We start from the raw sequence: 18,520 nt of genomic DNA, 5'->3' as shown, positions 1-18,520 counted from the left end.
ACGAACAGGCAAGCTCGCCGAGTGTCGGCTGCACGTGTCCGGGTCGTCGTGTTGTCGATGTGCATGGTGGTGGGCGTCGCCACGGGATGCACGCTGAATCCCAATTCTATTGCCTCCCAGATTCACTCGTCAGGCCCCGGTGTCGGCATCTCGGTCATGTTCACCAACGTCAACAATGTGCCCGCAGGTGCACCGGTGACATACAACGGCACCCGCGTCGGGCGTGTGGAGTCGGTGCGTCTGGAGGCAGGCGAGGTTCGGGTCGACGCGAAGGTCGACCCGGGGCTGTGGTTCGCCGACGACGTGCGGGCGGTGGTTCGTCAGGACACAGTGCTCGGTGATCCCTACATCGCACTCGAAGGCGAACCGACCAGCGAGATCATGCGCGTGGCAGGTGGTGGGTTGGTCATTCCGACCACACGCACCACGGCGCCACCTCCCCTGGAGAACACCCTTTCGGTCGTCTCCACCTTCGTCAACGGCGGCAGCATCCAGGACATGCAGTCCACCATCAGGTCGGTGAACAACACCTTCCCCGATCTCGAGCAGACCGTGGGGGTTTCGAGGATCGTCGCGATCGACACCCGAGACCTGGCCAGAAACACCGACCGACTCGATCGGATGCTGGCAGGTATGGACGCCACGGCCCGTGCGATCATCCCGAACCTGGGAAAGCTGGAGCGCATGCTCTCGCCCGACGGGCGGCCCGAGGGCGTCTACTACTGGAGGCAGCTGATGGACGTGATGAAGGAGGTCGGAGTCCTGCTGCCGAGCGTCGGATCGGTCTACCAGGGCGGTATGTGGCTGCTCCCGCTGCTGCAAGACGTGAACGGGTCGATCGACGTCATCACCGAGGGCAGTGCCGCGGTGAGCCAGAACAGCGACAAGCTGAACGCTTTCCTGTCGGACACGTTGTTCCCTTTCATCGATCGGCCTGGTGCGCGCATCGTCTCGGTGACCTCTCCGCAGGGCAAGGAGTTACTCGACGATGTCCATCGCCTGCTGAGGATGCTGGGGGCGACCCGATGAACATCCGGAATCTGGTCTCCGTGCTGGGGATGCTGACGATCGCGGCCCTCGCGCTCGTTTACATGGGTTCGATGGGCCTGTCGGTCACCGACAATGTCGGAGTGCGCACGGCGTCGGTTCAGTTGCCGCACAGCAACAATCTGGTGGTGGGGAGCCGGGTGCTGCTGCGGGGCGAGCCGATCGGCAAGGTCACCGAGGTGACGGCCGGCGTCGACGGCGTCACCGTCGAGTGGAATTACAAGGACAGCTACGAGCTGCCCGCGGCCGTCGACCTGCGGATCGACAATCTGTCGGCGCTGGGTGAATCGTATATCGCCGTGACACCGCGGCCGGGGGGCGGACGGCTTCCCGAAGGTCAGGTGCTGAGCGGCCGAAGTGTGGTGGTACCCACCACGATCGATGAATTCTCTGCGAGGTTCACGCGGTTGCTCGAACAGGTCAACGCCGACCGCGTCAACACGATCATCGAGGCGACCAACCAGGGCCTTCCGGCGAATCAGAAGATCCTCGACAACTTCGTCCGGGCGGGTTCGCTGCTGCAGTCGACCGTGCTCACCACCCGGTCATCCTTTGAGCGACTCCTGACAAATATGCAACCTCTGTTGGCGCAGGCCGAGCAGTCCGCACCCGACATCGGGGCGTCGGGAGGTCCGCTGGCAGATTTCGGAAAGGCGATGGGCGGCTTCGTCAACACCGGACCCTGGGTCACCCAGGCGGTCAATCTTCCGTCGGGAAATGACCTGTTGCCCTACGGCCTCGACATCGGCGTCGGACCGTTCCTCGAAGACGTGCTGGCCTTCCTGACCAAGGCGTCTCCGGACATCAAGATCCTGGCCGACGCAGTCCAACCGTCGGTGTCCTCGGCAGCACGGCAACTCGGCTCTGTTGATCTGAGTCAGCTGATGAAGGCGGCGATGAGCGCATCCGGAGACGGAGACGGAATCGTAGTGCGGATCGGGGAGAAGTGACCCCCACGCGGGCGATGACAGTGCCGGGCACCACGAATCGGACAAATGCTGACCAGGAGGTGGGCGTGATGGAGCGGCCAGAGACAGAAGACACTGCGGCGACCGGGGACGAGGAGGTTGTGGCTCCGAGCGAGGAGTCGAAGGATGCCGGGTCGGCACCGGTCGAGGACACCGGGGTCGACGCGTCGACGGAACCCGCGGCACACGGTGACGAGACCGAGAGTAAAGCCGCCGCGACCGGTTCCCCCCGGGCGGTGACATGGATGCGCGGGGCAACGGGCACCTGGCCGCGGCGGTCGGTGGGCCTTCTGGTGGTGTTGCTGATCGCCGCCGTCGTCGTCTTGGCGGTCCTTCTCCGGCAGGAGTCCTCGCAAGTTGCGCAGATGAATTCAGAGTCTTCCGAGAAGAACCGGGCGCAAGAGGTAGCCCTCTCGTACGCCACTGAGGCGGCGACCATGAATTACTCCGACATCGACGCCTGGAAGAAGAACCTGACCAAGGGAACGACGCCGGAACTCACCAAGAAGCTCAGCGATGCCTCGACATCCATGGAGCAGATCATTGTGCCGCTGCAGTGGTCCTCCGAGGCAGAAGGCCTGGGAGCCGTGGTGAAGTCGGCGAAGGACGGCCAGTATGTGGTCGTCGCGTTCGTCAGCGTCGACACCAAGAACGCCCAGGCACCCGACGGTGTGAAATCGACAGCGACGTACACGGTGACACTGGACCGTGACTCCGATTGGGTGATCACCGACGTCGGAGGGGTGGAGACCGCCGTCGGCGGATGAGTCCTCCCCACAGCCCTCAGGGACGTGGCACGAGTTCCCGAACCCCTGGCGCGAGCCGACGCCCCGGACGACCATCGACCCATGGCCACATCGATGGACGCCGGTCAGGCGACGTACTGGTCGGCGGTGGTGGGAGACGAGGTGATCCCGATGTCGCGTGGACCTACACCGGCCGCTGAACGACGCCGTACCGGTGCGAGACCTGCTCTGTTTCTACGACGAGCGGGCCGAGCTCAGTGTGGAACCGTGAACGTCTCTGACCTCGATCAGGCTTGAACGCGATGTGTTCCATCCTGGGAGCGGCGAGCGGTCGTTAGCGCAGTGAATACCTGATCGGGAGGTGCTTGAGTCCACCCACGAACACTGTCGCGGCCAGTTCGGGTTCACCGGCCAACTCGATCGAGTCCAGCCTCGGAACCAATTCGCTGAAAAGGCTTTTCATCTCCATTCGGGCCAGTGCGGCGCCCAGGCAGAAGTGCACGCCGTAGCCGAACGACAGGTGCTTGTTCGGGAATCGACCGACGTCGAACACGGCCGGATCATCGAAGACCTCTTCGTCGCGGTTCCCCGAAGTGTAAGCGAGATAGACAGATTCGCCCTCGGCGATGGGTACCCCGCGGACTTCGGTGTCCTCGGCGGCGGTGCGCATGAACTCTTTGACCGGGGTGGTCCAGCGGATCATCTCCTCCACCGCGATGCCCATGAGGTCCGGGTCGCGGCGCAGCCGGTCGAGCTCACCGGGGTTCTCGATGAGCGCGCGCAGGCCCCCCGAGATCGCGTCCTTGGTGGTGTCGTGACCGGCGCTGGCCACGATCACGTAGTAGCTGGCGGTGTCGACATCCGACATGGGTTCACCATCGATGAGTCCGTTGGCGATCGCCGACGCCAGATCGGCGGTGGGCTCCGCCCGTCGCGATGCGGTCAGCTTGCTGAAGTAGTCGAAGAAGTCGATGAGAGTCGCCATCCGCTCCTCGAGCGTGGTGCCTCGCTGGTATTCGGCGTCGTCGGCGCCGAACAGCTCCTGGGTGAGCTGGTGCATCCGGGGAAAATCCTCTTCGGGCAGACCGAGCAGCGACAGGATGACGTACAGCGGGAAGTGGACCGCGACGTCTTCGACGAAGTCGCACTCGGGGCCGATGTCGCGCATCTTGTTGACGTAGCGCTTGGCCAGCTCGTCGACACGTGCCTGCAGGTCGCGCATCGCCTTGGGACGGAACCAGTCGGTGCCGATGGCGCGGACCTTCCGGTGGTGCGGGTCGTCCATGTGGATCAAGGTCTGCAATCCGGCCCCGGAGTCCAGCTGCGCCTTGGCCAGATCGTCGGCCGCGGCGGTGGTCAGCACAGGTCTCGGAGCGCTCAGCCACAGGTTGTTGTCCCGCTCGATGTCCATGATGTCGGCATGTTTGGTGACCGCGTAGAACGGCCGGTACGGCGCCCGCTCGACCCGTGCCACCGGATTGTGGGCTCGTAGATGCGCCATCGCCGCGTGTAACCGTGGCTCGTCGGCGTAGGCCGTCGGATCGGCGAAGATGTTGGCTGCCTCGTCGGTGGTGCTCGTGTTCACCGGACCGTCCTTCCTCGGGGTGTGTCGCTTTCGAGTGTCGGGGATCGACGCGGCGCAGATCGGTATATCGGTGAACTCGAGTCGATCTACGCTGAGAACATGCCGTATCGGGTACTCGCCGACGGCATCGCGGTCTCGCACCTGCTGTTTCTGCTGTACGTGACCGTCGGCGGGTTCGTGGCCTGGCGATGGCCGTGGACGATGGTGCTGCATCTGGCGACCGTCGCGTGGGGGTCGCCTCGGTGTTGGTGGGAGTGGAATGTCCACTCGCCGACGCCGAGAACCGGGCCCGCCGTCGCGCCGGGTGAAAAAGGGTTGCCGCCAGCAGGTTTCATCGACCATTACCTCACCGGGGTGATCTATCCGGACTCCGCGCTCGGCGTGGTCCGCATGCTCGTCGCGGCGTGCGTCGTCGCGTGGGTGGGGCTGTGGTGGCGGTTGCCACGTAGACGGACAGGCGCCCGTCACAGGATCGCCGACTCGGGTCAGCAGCGCTATCTGTAAATGGAGCTTTCGTGCCGGTGTGGCGATTCTGGAAAAGTCGCACATTCTGAACTGCTGATCAGCGGCTGACCGGGTAATCGCGTTTCGCGCGCCACGTGGCAAGAGGCACCGTATGATTCGGCCTCATGTTGCACGCAGGCTCTCGATCCCGATGCGGCCGAACCACTTCCACGCACGCGATGTCGTCGATCGGTGCGGTGATCGCCGCCGCAGTGCTGTTGTTCACCGGGTGTGCCGTCGGAGTGGACGGCACACCCACGGCGGCACCGGCCGACCAGCAACCGGTCGCTCCGGAGCCGGTACCGACCGTCGTCGTGCTGGATGCGTCCGACTCGATGAACACCGAGGATGCGCCGGGGCGTCGGCTCGACGCAGCGCGTGAGTCCGTGATCGCTCTTGCCGACGGCCTGCCCGACGAGACGCTGTTCGGGGTGGTGGCGTTCGGGTCGCAACTGCCGGCTCGCAGTACGCCGGCCGCACAAGGGTGCAGGGACGTGACGACGGCGGTTGCGATGGGGCCGTTGAACACGAAGGACCTGAAGGGCGACCTCGGTGAGCTCCAGGCGCAGGGCTTCACGCCCATCGCCGGAGCGCTCGAGGCGGCATTCGCGCTCCTTCCCGGCAGCGGCCGGGCGTCGGTGGTGCTCGTGTCCGACGGTGAGTCGACGTGCGCGCCGCCGCCCTGCGAGACCGCCGCCGCCCTTCATCGAGCACGCCCAGAGGTCACCATCAGCGCAGTCGGCTTCCGGACCGACGACCCGTCACTGGCGTGCGTGGCCGAGAGCGGTGGCGGCTTGTTCGTCACGGCTGACAACGCGGCACAGCTGAGCGCCCGACTCGCTGCCGCGCAGAACGCGGAGGCGGCGGCGACGCGGCTGTCGCCGACCTCGCGGGCCGGGATCTCGATCGGTCAGAGTCTTTCCGACATCCGACAGGCGAATCCGACCTTCCCGTCCGCCGGGCGGAACGACGGTGATCGCACCGTCTACGTCTGGATCGATTGCGACTACGCATTCGTCGACGACGTGCTCGTCGAGATCGCACCCGGCGACCCCCCGGGCAGCGCGGGCGCGACCATCGACGGTGTCTCCCGAGGCACCCCGGGGGCACGAGCGATCGAGCTGTACGGACAACCACTCACGGACTCCGACGGGGTGGCAGTGTTCACCGGCGACACCGCCGCCGGAACCGCCTATCGGATCGGCTACGAGGGTGGCTCCACCATCTCGGAGGGGACCGTCACCTGGGTGGTCTTGTGTCGATGCCTGCCATCGACGGGCGGCTCGGACGACGGTGGACCCGAGGTGGTCAAAGTGGTCGCCGTGGACCCGGCCGGGAAACCTGTCAACGGTTTCACGGTCGGGAATACCGGCGGGCCGTGGACGTCTTCGACGACGCAGTACTGCACCAACGCGCTGGGCGCCGCGACCACCGGTGTGTACCGATGTGGAAGCACTGCGGATTCTGCGAACGCCTGCTGGCCCAGTAACGGCCGGCTGTTGTGCACCTACGACCCGTGGGCCAAGGCCCTGACCTCATACAGCTATTCGGGGTCCTTGCCGACGCTCGAGGAGCCGAGCCCGGACGTTTTCCCGTGGGCTCTGGAACTCGCCAACGGCCAGCAATGTACGGCCCGCTCCGGTGGTGCGTGGCCCATGCCCCCGCAGGGCTTCGAGTTCGGCTACAGCTGCCGGAAGGGTTCGGACTACTCCTTCGTGCTCTACCCCTCCAGCGGGTCCGAACTCTTCGACAAGTCCGGCGCCGAGTGGACGGTCTACTTCGGTGACGGTGAGTCCACGCCCGTACCCGTGGCGGCCACCAAGGTGTATTACGCGGCTGCGCAGTGACTTCTCCGGCAGCGCAGTGTTGTGGTCGGGTTCTAGTCGCTCTCGGAGTTCCGCGGCAGCACGCCCAATAGCGATGCGGTGACGGAGGTTCGGAGGGCTTCGTCCAGTTCCATGTTGAGGATGCCGAGGGCGGGTTCGTCCGCGTAGGCGGCAAGAACGCTCGGGGGTGGCGGTACGTAGGTCGACAGTGCCCCTGCCGATACCAGGATCATCAGGCACAGTTGCTCGGCCTCGGCGCCGAGTTCGGGCAGATGGTGTCGCAACAGATCGGCCATGGCCGTGAGCTTCGCCAGCGAGGAACGCTTGTGCCGCTTGACCACATCGATCGAGACGTTGCGCTCCAGGACGCCACCTTGCGCACCGAACAGGTCGCACAGCACCGTCCGCTTCGCGAGCGTCCGGCTGAGCGTCTCGGCGACCTGGTGTGCGCGAGCTTCCAGCGGCGACTCAGCGTCGACACCTGTGGCCAGCTCGTCCGTCAGTTCATCGAGCCAGCTCCCCATCGAGGCGTCCAGCAGCTCGAGCAGTACCGCTTCGCGCGACTCGAAATAGCGCAGGACGTTCGACTTGGCCAGGCCGACCCGGCGACTGAGCTCATTGAGGGTCACATCAGCGACGGGCATCTCGTCGAGCATCGAGGCCGTGGTGTCCAGGATGGCCCGGCGACGAATCTCCCGCTGCTCTTCACTACGCGCACGCTGGAAAGTCACGCTCCCACTCTAACTTGCAGACCGCCGATCCCTTGACAGTAGACCGGCGGTCTCTTAGTGTCGGACACGTAATAGACCGGCGGTACTTAAAAGGAGACATCATGACCGACAACTGGACCGAAACGGACATCCCTGATCAGAGCGGCCGGGTGGCCGTGGTCACCGGCGCCAATACCGGGCTCGGTTTCGAGACCGCTCGGATGCTCGCCGAACACGGGGCGACGGTGGTTCTCGCCGTCCGGAATGTCGAGAAGGGCAGGAAGGCGGCCGCGCAGATGGCCGGCGATGTCAGCGTCCAGGCCCTCGACCTGACGTCACTGGACTCGATCCGATCCGCGGCGGCCGACCTGCGCGACGCCCACTCGCGCATCGATCTCCTCATCAACAACGCGGGCGTCATGTACACGCCCCGTCAGACCACCGCCGACGGTTTCGAGCTCCAGTTCGGCACCAATCACCTCGGTCACTTCGCGCTGACCGGGCTGCTGCTGGACCGGCTGCTGCCGGTGCCCGGCTCCCGAGTCGTGACGGTCAGCAGCGCCGGTCACCGAATCCGCGCCGCCATTCACTTCGACGACCTGCAGTGGGAGCGCTCGTACAGTCGCATCGGCGCGTACGGACAGGCCAAACTCGCGAACCTGATGTTCACCTACGAACTGCAGCGCCGGCTCGCATCACATGGTTCCACCATCGCCGTTGCGGCCCACCCGGGTGTGTCCAACACCGAGCTGATGCGCAATGTGCCTGCCGGGCTACGCCTTCCGGTGTCCTGGGTGGCGCCACTGCTCACCCAGCAGCCCGAGATGGGTGCCCTGCCCACGCTGCGCGCCGCCACCGACCCGGATGTCGTCGGCGGGCAGTACTACGGACCCGGTGGCCGCGGTGAGATCCGCGGGTACCCCAAACTGGTCGAATCCAGTGCGGACTCCCACGACGAGGCGGCTCAGCGGCGGCTGTGGGCAGTCAGCGAGGAGCTGACCGGGGTGACGTTCGCCCTCGACCGCAGATCAGACCGTGCCACGCGGTAGCGCGCGCCGAGGTCCCAGCAGGGGGAGCATCCACTCGTAGACAGCGTCGTCGTTGAGCAAGGTGAAGTGGTGGGCGCCGCCGATGTGCAATCCGTCGTCGACCTCGAATCCGAGGTGGCGCTTCCGGTCTCGTCCACCGCCGCTGTTGGTCAGCACCAGTCCGTCGCCGACGATACGGCCGAACGGGTGGTCGGGTCGTCGGGTCACTGTCGCTGTCACGTAGAGGTGTCGTGCGCCCTCCATCAGCGGCGGGTAATCGACGGCGGGCTGCCGAAAGGCGTCGGGATCGGTGTCGCGCCAATGATCTTCGGCGACCGCCCCGTGGAAGAGATCGCGAACTCCGGCGCTGCGACGACCGAGGAGAGTTCCGAACGGGCGGCTTGTCTTCCACAAGCGCAGAGCCGATGTCGCGCGGTGGACGCCCCGTGCCAGCGGTGCGCCGAGGTGAGGGGTCCCGAGGCACACCGTCTGGCGAACCAGCTTGGGCCAGTGCGCATCGTCGGCCACGGCGCTATGGCAAGCGCTGCGGATCACCAGGCCGCCCATCGAGTGGCCGATGAGGGTCAGGTCGGTGACCGGCACCGGCCACCACGACACCAGGTCGGTGAGCAGTTGGGCGAGATCGCGGCCGTTGTCACTGATGTGCCGTCCCGAGTTGTACCGGATCATGACCTCGGTGCTGCCGAGGTCATCGGCGAGGCGCGCGCCATATGTGGGCCGGCCTCCGCGCTCCCAGGCGAACTCGGTCTCCATCAGACCGTGCAGGAACACCGTCAGGTGTCCGGTGGCCCGGGGGAAGGCCGTGGCCAGGTCGCCCGGGGTGATCGGAACGATGGCGCCGTCGACCCGGACGGCGGTCTCCGGGGCCAGCGGGGAATTCTCGGCGGTCAGTTGATCACCGATCAATCCGTCGAGGATTCCGATCGCCACGGCGCCACGCTTGGTCTCCGACGGCACGCCACCGTGGAGGAACGCCATCGACTCGGCCAGGTCGCCGACCACGTCGACGGACGACACGATCGCCGAGTACGTGGACGTGCTGATGGCGTCGTGGATCATCTGCGCGGGACGGACCCTCGGACCCCACGCGAAGCGAAGTCCGGTGAATACGGTGTCGGCCACGGATGCATGTACGTCGGCGAGCCCGGTGACCGCCTTGGCCAGTTCTTTCCGGCCCAGAGCGGCCAGTGCGGGCAGCTCGCGACTGGGCGCATGATCGGTCGGCATATTTTGAGTGTACATCTGTAAACTCAAAACCGCTGCGCGCGGCGATCGGTGCCCCGGGTATGTGCCTCTTCTGCTCTCCCTCGCCTCACCACCCGCAGAGTCGCGACCTCCGGGTCGGGTGCGCCGTGTTCCTAGCGCCACCTATCCGAAGTGGCGGAACTGCAGAGTGCGACCATTGGGTGATGTAGATCACAATAATGGCAAAGCTGAGTGGAATGCACTCAACCTTGGTGGCGTTACAGACTCCGTAGGGCTCATACTTGAGCCTGTTGGACTAAAGAGAAAGGTGCACGCGAGTGGACAGCTTCACCCCCACCACGAAGACACAGCAAGCATTGAGCACTGCTGTGCAGGCGGCGGCCAGCGCTGGCAACCCCGACGTGCGACCGGCCCACATCCTCGTGGCACTGCTCGATCAGTCCGACGGCATCGCGTCGCCGCTGCTCAAAGCAGTGGGCGTGGACCCGTCGAGTGTTCGTATGCAGGCCCAGGCATTGGTCGATCGCATGCCGACGGTATCCGGCGCCAGCTCGACGCCTCAACTATCCCGCGAATCGATCGCGGCGATCACCGCAGCTCAGCAGCTGGCCGGTGAACTCGACGACGAGTACGTCTCGACCGAACACGTCGTCGTCGGTCTGGCGACCGGCGACTCCGACGTCGCCAAGCTCCTGCACAATGCCGGAGCCACCCCGGAGCAACTCCGCGAGGCCTTCGTCGCCGTTCGCGGTAGCGCACGGGTCACCTCGGAAGATCCCGAGTCGACGTACCAGGCACTCGAGAAGTACTCGACCGATCTGACCGCGGCAGCCCGCGAGGGCAAACTCGATCCGGTCATCGGCCGTGACACCGAGATCCGCCGCGTCGTGCAGGTCCTGTCGCGCCGGACCAAGAACAACCCGGTCCTCATCGGCGAGCCCGGCGTCGGCAAGACGGCGATCGTCGAGGGCCTGGCCCAGCGCATCGTCGCCGGCGACGTGCCGGAATCGTTGCGCAACAAGACCGTCGTGTCCCTCGACATGGGTTCGATGGTGGCCGGCGCCAAGTACCGCGGTGAGTTCGAGGAACGGCTCAAGGCCGTGCTCGACGAGATCAAGGGATCGGCCGGACAGGTCATCACCTTCATCGACGAGTTGCACACCATTGTCGGGGCCGGTGCCACCGGCGATTCGGCGATGGACGCAGGCAACATGATCAAGCCCATGCTCGCCCGCGGTGAGCTGCGCCTGGTCGGTGCCACGACCCTCGAGGAGTACCGCAAGTACATCGAGAAGGACGCCGCACTCGAGCGTCGCTTCCAGCAGGTGTACGTCGGCGAACCGTCGGTCGAAGATGCCATCGGCATCCTCCGCGGCCTCAAGGACCGGTACGAGGTGCACCACGGTGTGCGCATCACCGACTCCGCCCTGGTCGCTGCCGCAACGCTTTCCGATCGTTACATCACCTCCCGCTTCCTGCCGGACAAGGCCATCGACCTCGTCGACGAGGCCGCGTCGCGGCTGCGGATGGAGATCGACTCGCGCCCCGTCGAGATCGACGAGGTCGAGCGCATCGTCCGCCGCCTGGAGGTCGAAGAGCTCGCGCTGGAGAAGGAAACCGACGCGGCGTCGAAGGAACGTCTCGACAAGCTGCGCGCCGAACTGGCCGACCAGAAGGAGAAGCTCAACGAGCTCTCCGCCCGGTGGCAGTCGGAGAAGACCGCCATCGACGCGGTCCGCGACCTCAAGGAGGAACTGGAAAGGCTTCGCGGAGAGGCCGATCGCGCCGAACGCGACGGTGATCTCGGACGTGCCGCAGAGCTGCGCTACGGCCGGGTCCCCGGCCTGGAGAAGGAGCTCGAGGCCGCGATCGAGAAGACCGGTACCGACCCCGGCCAGGACGTGATGCTCCAGGAGGAAGTCGGCCCCGACGACGTGGCCCAGGTCGTGTCGGCGTGGACCGGAATCCCCGCCGGACGCATGCTCGAAGGCGAGACCGAGAAGCTGCTCCGCATGGAAGATGAACTGGGACACCGGGTCATCGGCCAGAAGGAAGCGGTGCAGGCCGTGTCGGACGCGGTGCGTCGCGCACGTGCCGGGGTCGCCGACCCGAACCGGCCGATCGGCTCGTTCATGTTCCTCGGCCCCACCGGCGTCGGTAAGACCGAGCTGGCCAAGGCGCTCGCGGAGTTCATGTTCGACGACGAGCGGGCGATGGTTCGCATCGACATGAGCGAATACGGCGAGAAGCACAGCGTCGCACGACTTGTCGGTGCGCCTCCGGGCTACGTCGGCTACGAGGCCGGCGGTCAGCTCACCGAGGCGGTGCGGCGTCGGCCGTACACGGTGGTCCTGTTCGACGAGATCGAGAAGGCTCACCCGGACGTGTTCGACGTGCTGCTGCAGGTGCTCGACGAAGGTCGACTCACCGATGGTCAGGGCCGGACGGTGGACTTCCGCAACACCATCCTGATCCTCACCTCGAACCTCGGTGCGGGTGGCGACAAGGACCAGGTCATGATGGCGGTGCGCTCGGCCTTCAAGCCGGAGTTCATCAACCGTCTCGACGACGTGGTCATCTTCGACCCGCTGACCCCCGAGGAACTGGTGTCGATCGTCGACATCCAGCTCGGACAGCTGAAGAAGCGGCTGGCCCAGCGTCGCCTCGATCTCGAGGTGTCGACCAAGGCCAAGGAATGGCTCGGCGCACGCGGTTTCGACCCGCTCTACGGCGCCCGTCCGCTCCGCCGGCTGGTGCAGCAGTCCATCGGCGACCAGCTCGCCAGGCAGCTGCTCGCGGGCGACATCCGCGACGGCGACGTGGTGCCGGTCAACGTCAGCGCCGACGGGGAATCGTTGGTCCTCGGCTGATCGGGTAATCCGTTCTACGACAGAGGGGCCCATCCTTCGGGGTGGGTCCCTTTGTTGTGCCCGCCCGAATCCGCGAGGTTCTTCGGGGGGCGCACCGGGCTTCGGACGGTTTTGTCGGTGGCGGGGTTTACCTTGGTGGCATCACTTGAATCGCGCTGGTCAGCAGCGTGGTTCACCGGGGGAATCGGGGTCGTGGTGGCGGTGTGGACGGATCTACCGGGCGAGTTTCTCGCCGGAGTCGATCCTGCCTACCCCCACGACGACGATTTGTCGGCGGTCATGCACGGTCTGGCCGCGACGCAGCAGGGCGCCTCGTATCTGGCGTGGTCGCAGTTCCAGATGTGCACCGTCCTCTACGACCGTCTCGTACTGGCGCGCGAGAACACCGGCCAGTATGTGATGGACGGCTACGCCGACTGTGTCGCGCGGGTGGCCCGACAGGCTGCGATCTCGCGGCCCCGGGCGGAGGCGATGATCGAGTCCGCCATCGCGTTGCGCGATCGCCTGCCGGAGGTGGGCGATACGTTGCGGGATGGCATCGTCGCCGATTGGCAGATCCGACTGATCATCTCTCGCACCGAGTTGATCGGCACCGACAGCGGAGTGCTGCCCTACCTCGATGCCGAGATCGCCTCCCTGTTGCGCAACCGAAAGGGAAAGTGGGACAAGGCACGGTTGCGGGACATGGTCGACCGGTTGGTGTTCCGGCATGATCCGCATGCGGTGCGTGACCGCCGCCGCGACGGGTTGGACCGGCGCGGGGTGTGGACCCACAACTGCGACGACGGAACCGCCGAACTCACCGGGGTGATGACCGCGGAGAACGTGCGCATCGCCGCCAAGGCCATCGATGTACTCGCTGATTCGGTGTGCCGGGATGATGGCCGCACGAAGCCACATCGCCGTTCGGATGCGATGTTCGCGTTGTTGACCGGCGCCCGGTTCGAGTGCCAGTGCCCGGGTGGTGAGTGCACCGCCACCATCCCCGATCTGGACCCGGATGTTGCATCGGTCAGTACGCAGGTGGTGATCCATGTCGTCACCGACGCGTCGACTCTCGCCGGTGGTACCGGGATCGGATTCGTCGACGAGCACGGCATCATCTCCGACGAGCACGTCCGAGATCTGGCCGCCCGGGACGATGTCACGGTCAAATCGGTCACTCCCAGGCGCACCTCGCCGATCGGTGTTGTCGCCGAGACGTCCGCGGTCGTGGTGAAGTCGGCCGAGGACGACGGAGAACTCACCGGAGAGGAACGCGCCGCCGACGATGATGTGACTGTCGTCTACCCCGGCGCGCAGTCTGCTGATCCGTATCGTCCGACGACCGCGTGCGCGGAGTTCGTGCGTGTTCGAGACGGGTACTGTACCGAACCCGGCTGTACCCGTTCGGCATTCACCGCTGATCTCGACCACGTCGAGGAATACGACCGCACCGGCCCCGCCGCCGGTGGTGCGACGTCGAGTGAGAACCTCAACGCCAAATGCCGTGCGGGGCACCTGCTCAAGACATTCGGGGACTGGATCGACCTGCAGTACCGCGACCCCGACGGCCGACTGGTCACCGAGTACATCACCCCCGAAGGCGTGGTGCTACCCGGTGACGCCGAGACTCTCGAAGACCACTTCCCGAACCTCCGTCGAATCCGGTTCGAACAAGCCGCTCAGGCACCACCGACGCCCCGAACCCTGGCGCGCGAGGAGAACCCCCGCCGCACCCGCACCCGGCTGGCCGCCAAACTCGCCCGTCGGCGGGCCGAGCGTGCCCGCAACAAACGTCTACGCGACCCCGCGGACAACCCACCACCGTTCTGAGTGTGAGCGGGGGTGGGTCAGCGGACGACCTCGCGGTGACCGGCGTCGAGGGTGCTCGAGTGCGGAGACAGCTTGCTCGACCCCACCGAGATCCGTGTGATCGGCGACAGGTGGGTCGGCGAATTCGCCCGGCCATTCCAGGGGGCTGAAGGCTGGCACGACTTCGAGTCTAACCACTCCCGTGGCGCTCATGCTGGCATCATCGCGACCATGAACCGAAGGCCACCCACTGATCCCGTCGTCGACGGTGCGCGATGAGCAGGCTGGACGCGGTCGAGTTACCGGCCGGGGCGCTGAAGGATTTTCTGGCGTCGACCGCATTCGCCGAGATGCTCGATCCGGAGGCGGAACGTTCGGCGACACGCACCCCCACCGCCCGCAAGGGGGAGCTCTCCGACGTGCTGCGCGCTCTCGACGATTACGCCGGACAACGCTTCGTCGGCCGCGAACGCGCCGGCGAAGTGATCTTCGGCGGATTGGCCGGCGGGGGATTCGGGGTTCGGCCGTCGGTCGTCGACGCGGTGCTCGACATGCTGCGACCGGTCGCCGTTCCCGCGCCCGGAGCGCCCAAGCCCGTTCCGGCAGAAGCACGATCGGCACTCGGGGTGTACGTGTACGCGCTCGTCGACCCACGGGATGCAACGGTGTTCTACGTGGGCACGGGGCGCGGCAACCGCGTCTACCACCACACCGGCGCCGCGCTCGCCGGCGTCGCCGTGGACCCCTCCGACATCATCGGAGGCATTGAGCCGGAATCGGTGTCGGCAGCCACCGAAGAACGCATCCGCGACATCGACGCCGACGGGTTCGGGGTGGAGCACTGGATTCTGCACCACGACATCGACACCCTCGAATCAGCCGGTGCGGTGGCACTTTTCGTCGAACAGGTCGCGGTCGACCTCGCCACGGTCGCACGGCTGGGACTCACCAACTCACCGGCCGGGGACAGCGCCGGGACACAACGCTTCTGGCGGGCCGAGGAACTGGTGCTGCGATTCGCGGCGCCCGTCGCACCGCCGCTGCCCGAGCCGTGTGCGCTGGTCAAGGTCGACGCCGCGGCGCGGGCCGACGCCACCGCGGAACAGATCTATGAATGGGCGCGCAGCGCCTGGCGGGCGGGCCCGCACCGCACCGTCCCCGACCTACCCGTGCTGGTCTTCGCCGACGACATCATCCGCGCCGTGCACCGCGTGCACTACTGGGAGGCGTACTCCGACGCCGAGGGCAACCTCGACCCCAAACGGTGGGTGTACACCGGGGTTCCGGACCCCGACCTGGAAACCAGGTACGTGGGTACCAGTCTGCGCGAGGTCCGGGACCAGCGCGGCGGGAAGTGGAACGCGCACGGCTGGCATCCGTACGGGCAGGTGTGACGGACGCGAAAAACCTCGTCCCCCTCACGTCCCTCCGAGGGCATATTGCCCTCGGAGGTCGCTGACGGGGACGGGCTTCGACAAGCTCAGCCGGCAGAGGGGAAGCTCAGCCGGCAGAGGGGAAGCTCAGCCGGCGCTCACGTCGGCGGGACTCGGTTCAGCGCTGGGCGCTTGCCAATGCCTCGTTGAAGGTCTTGCTCGGACGCATGACCGCGGCGGTCTTGTCCCAGTCGGGGTAGTAGTAGCCGCCGATGTCGACCTGCTCGCCCTGGACCGCGTTGAGCTCCTCGACGATCGTGTCCTCGTTGGCGGCGAGGGTCTCGGCGAGCGGCGCGAAATGCTCGGCGAGCTCGGCGTCGTCGGTCTGGTTGGCCAGCTCCTGCGCCCAGTAGAGCGAGAGGTAGAACTGGCTGCCGCGGTTGTCGAGTTCGCCGGTCTTGCGCGAGGGGCCCTTGTCGTTCTCGAGCAGCTTGCCGGTGGCGGTGTCGAGGGTCTTGGCCAGGATGACGGCGCGCTTGTCGTCGAACTTCTTGCCCACGTCCTCCAGGCTCACCGCGAGCGCCAGGAACTCGCCGAGCGAATCCCACCGCAGGTGGTTCTCCTCGATGAGCTGCTTGACGTGCTTGGGGGCCGAGCCGCCCGCGCCGGTCTCGTAGAGTCCACCGCCGGCCATGAGCGGCACGATCGACAGCATCTTGGCGCTGGTGCCCAGCTCCAGGATCGGGAACAGGTCGGTGAGGTAGTCACGCAGGATGTTGCCGGTGGCCGAGATGGTGTCCAGGCCGCGGACGACGCGCTCGAGCGTGTACCGCATCGCGCGGACCTGCGACATGATCTGGATGTCGAGGCCTTCGGTGTCGTGATCGGGCAGGTACTTGTGCACCTTCTTGATCAGCTCGTTCTCGTGGGGGCGGTACGGGTCCAGCCAGAACAGGACCGGCATACCCGAGTCACGGCACCGGTTGACGGCGAGTTTGACCCAGTCCTGGATCGGGGCGTCCTTGACGATGCACAGGCGCCAGATGTCGCCCTCTTCGACGGTCTGGGTCAGCAGCACCTCACCGGTCTCGATGTCGGTGATGTTGGCCGTTCCGCCCGCGGGGACCTCGAAGGTCTTGTCGTGCGAGCCGTACTCCTCGGCCTTCTGCGCCATCAGGCCCACGTTGGGGACGGTGCCCATGGTGGTGGGGTCGAACTGCCCGTTGGTCTTACAGAAGTTGATCATCTCCTGGTAGATGCGGGAGAAGGTCGACTCCGGGTTGACCGCCTTGGTGTCCTTGAGCCGGCCGTCGGCGCCGTACATCTTGCCGCCCGCGCGGATCATCGCCGGCATCGAGGCGTCGACGATGACATCGCTGGGGGAGTGGAAGTTGGTGATGCCGCGTGCAGAGTCGACCATCGCCAGCTCGGGACGGTGCTCGTGGCACTTGTGCAGGTCGTCGATGATCTCCTCGCGCTGTGCGCTGGGCAGCGACTCGATCTTGCTGTACAGATCGGAGAGGCCGTTGTTGACGTTGACGCCGAGTTCGTCGAACAACTCGCCGTGCTTCTCGAAAGCCTCGCGGTAAAAGACCTTGACGGCGTGGCCGAAGACGATCGGGTGCGATACGCGCATCATCGTCGCCTTGACGTGCAGCGAGAACATGACACCGGTCTTGTAGGCGTCCTCGATCTGTTCTTCGTAGAACTTGATGAGCGCCTTCTTGCTCATGAACATGCTGTCGATGACGTCACCGTCGGTCAGCGAGACCTCCGGCTTGAGCACGATGGTCTCGCCGCCGTCGGTGATCAGCTCCATCTTGACCTTGCGGTCGCCGGAGACGGTCATCGACTTCTCGCCGTGGTAGAAGTCGCCCTCGCGCATGTGCGCGACGTGGGTGCGGGAGGCCATCGACCACTCACCCATGCTGTGCGGATGCTTCCGGGCGTACTCCTTGACGGCGCGCGGCGCGCGACGGTCGGAATTACCTTCGCGGAGAACGGGATTGACCGCGCTGCCCAGGCACTTGGTGTACCGGTCGCGGATCTCGCGCTCCTCGTCGGTCTTCGGGTTGCCGGGGAAGTCGGGCAGGGCGTAACCCTTGGCCTTGAGTTCCTTGATGGCGGCGAGGAGCTGGGGGACCGAAGCGCTGATGTTCGGGAGTTTGATGATGTTGGTGTTGGGGTCCTGGGTCAGCTTGCCGAGCTCACCGAGGTTGTCGGGGACCTTCTGGTCGTCGGGCAGCAGATCGGAGAACTCGGCGAGGATGCGTGCCGCGACGGAGATGTCGGTGGTCTCGACGGCGATGCCGGCCGCCCCGGCGAACGTTCGCACCACCGGCAGGAACGCGTGGGTGGCGAGCATGGGTGCCTCGTCGGTCAGCGTATAGATGATGGTCGGCTGTTCGGCGCTCATGCGATCTGTTCTCGATTCTGTCTGGGTTTGACGGCTCTGCTGACCTTGTGGGTCCGGTTTTACCGATATCACGACGGGGGTGGACTCGTGCGACATCTACCTTGATTCTGCCCTCTCGCCAGAAATGGCGAGCGGTGTGGTCTGACCTGACACTCGATCGGGAGGTGACGGAGATCACGATCATGCGGCCGCGGCCGACGTCACGGGTGGTCGGCGGCGAAAAGGGCAGCGGTGATGCCCGGCGTGATCGGGTGCTCGCGGCGAGTGCCCGCGGCTGAACCGGGACGCTGTCGTGACCCACGCGGTGGGTGAGAGGGACTGGTCCGCGATCAGGCGTGCACGAGTTCAGCCGGAGACCGGCCTCGGCCGCCGCGTCCGGGCGCTGGTCCCTGCGGCGGACCCGACCCCGGTCGGCGGACCGATGGC

13 protein-coding genes are annotated in these 18,520 nt (G+C 66.1%); 9 read left to right on the top strand and 4 right to left on the bottom strand.

Annotation, left to right across the window (positions count from 1 at the left end):
* The first annotated feature begins 21 nt into the window (after positions 1-21).
* The 3 genes from H1R19_RS19580 (at position 22) to H1R19_RS19570 (ending at position 2,782) form a co-directional block, all read left to right on the top strand.
* A complete protein-coding gene (locus tag H1R19_RS19580) occupies positions 22-1,029 on the top strand; it encodes an MlaD family protein (protein ID WP_188331264.1) in 1,008 nt (335 codons plus the stop codon).
* On the top strand, positions 1,026-1,997 hold the full coding sequence (locus H1R19_RS19575; protein ID WP_219849871.1) for an MlaD family protein: 972 nt from the start codon (positions 1,026-1,028) through the stop codon (positions 1,995-1,997). Before H1R19_RS19580 ends, H1R19_RS19575 begins: the two co-directional genes overlap by 4 nt.
* A gap of 119 nt (positions 1,998-2,116) precedes the next feature.
* Entirely contained in the window at positions 2,117-2,782 is a 666-nt protein-coding gene (locus H1R19_RS19570) for a hypothetical protein (RefSeq protein ID WP_188331262.1), read from the top strand.
* Positions 2,783-3,095: 313 nt separating this feature from the next.
* Here the strand turns inward: H1R19_RS19570 and H1R19_RS19565 are convergent, their stop codons facing one another.
* Complete coding sequence (locus H1R19_RS19565) at positions 3,096-4,346, bottom strand: cytochrome P450 (RefSeq protein WP_219849870.1); 1,251 nt, start codon at positions 4,344-4,346, stop codon at positions 3,096-3,098.
* A gap of 99 nt (positions 4,347-4,445) precedes the next feature.
* On the opposite strand from H1R19_RS19565, the gene H1R19_RS19560 reads away from it, so the two are divergent.
* Positions 4,446-4,850, top strand: a complete 405-nt coding sequence (locus tag H1R19_RS19560) for a DUF2784 domain-containing protein (RefSeq protein ID WP_219849869.1) — start codon at positions 4,446-4,448, stop codon at positions 4,848-4,850.
* Positions 4,851-5,029: 179 nt separating this feature from the next.
* Complete coding sequence (locus tag H1R19_RS19555) at positions 5,030-6,697, top strand: vWA domain-containing protein (RefSeq protein ID WP_219849868.1); 1,668 nt, start codon at positions 5,030-5,032, stop codon at positions 6,695-6,697.
* 32 nt (positions 6,698-6,729) lie between these two features.
* On the opposite strand, the gene H1R19_RS19550 is transcribed toward H1R19_RS19555, so the two are convergent.
* Positions 6,730-7,407 carry a TetR/AcrR family transcriptional regulator gene (locus tag H1R19_RS19550; protein WP_188331259.1) on the bottom strand — a complete coding sequence of 226 codons (678 nt, stop codon included), beginning with the start codon at positions 7,405-7,407 and terminating at the stop codon, positions 6,730-6,732.
* Between the two features lie 101 nt (positions 7,408-7,508).
* On the opposite strand from H1R19_RS19550, the gene H1R19_RS19545 reads away from it, so the two are divergent.
* On the top strand, positions 7,509-8,435 hold the full coding sequence (locus tag H1R19_RS19545) for an SDR family NAD(P)-dependent oxidoreductase (RefSeq protein WP_188331258.1): 927 nt from the start codon (positions 7,509-7,511) through the stop codon (positions 8,433-8,435).
* Here H1R19_RS19545 and H1R19_RS19540 read toward each other — a convergent pair.
* Complete coding sequence (locus H1R19_RS19540) at positions 8,415-9,662, bottom strand: esterase/lipase family protein (protein WP_188331257.1); 1,248 nt, start codon at positions 9,660-9,662, stop codon at positions 8,415-8,417. The genes H1R19_RS19545 and H1R19_RS19540 overlap by 21 nt on opposite strands.
* A gap of 296 nt (positions 9,663-9,958) precedes the next feature.
* Between H1R19_RS19540 and clpB the strand changes: the two genes are divergently transcribed.
* The 3 genes from clpB to H1R19_RS19525 all read left to right on the top strand — a co-directional run bounded on the left by clpB (position 9,959) and on the right by H1R19_RS19525 (position 15,699).
* Positions 9,959-12,511, top strand: a complete 2,553-nt coding sequence (gene clpB / locus H1R19_RS19535; RefSeq protein ID WP_188331256.1) for an ATP-dependent chaperone ClpB — start codon at positions 9,959-9,961, stop codon at positions 12,509-12,511.
* Between the two features lie 201 nt (positions 12,512-12,712).
* Positions 12,713-14,326 carry an HNH endonuclease signature motif containing protein gene (locus H1R19_RS19530; RefSeq protein WP_188331429.1) on the top strand — a complete coding sequence of 538 codons (1,614 nt, stop codon included), beginning with the start codon at positions 12,713-12,715 and terminating at the stop codon, positions 14,324-14,326.
* 263 nt (positions 14,327-14,589) lie between these two features.
* Entirely contained in the window at positions 14,590-15,699 is a 1,110-nt protein-coding gene (locus H1R19_RS19525; protein ID WP_188331428.1) for a GIY-YIG nuclease family protein, read from the top strand.
* A gap of 157 nt (positions 15,700-15,856) precedes the next feature.
* On the opposite strand, the gene H1R19_RS19520 is transcribed toward H1R19_RS19525, so the two are convergent.
* A complete protein-coding gene (locus tag H1R19_RS19520; RefSeq protein ID WP_188331255.1) occupies positions 15,857-18,094 on the bottom strand; it encodes an NADP-dependent isocitrate dehydrogenase in 2,238 nt (745 codons plus the stop codon).
* Between the last annotated feature and the right edge of the window lie 426 nt (positions 18,095-18,520).

The sequence above is a fragment of the Gordonia jinghuaiqii genome, assembly GCF_014041935.1.
Taxonomy (GTDB): Bacteria; Actinomycetota; Actinomycetes; order Mycobacteriales; family Mycobacteriaceae; genus Gordonia; species Gordonia jinghuaiqii.
This window is presented reverse-complemented; position numbering and strand designations above follow the sequence as displayed.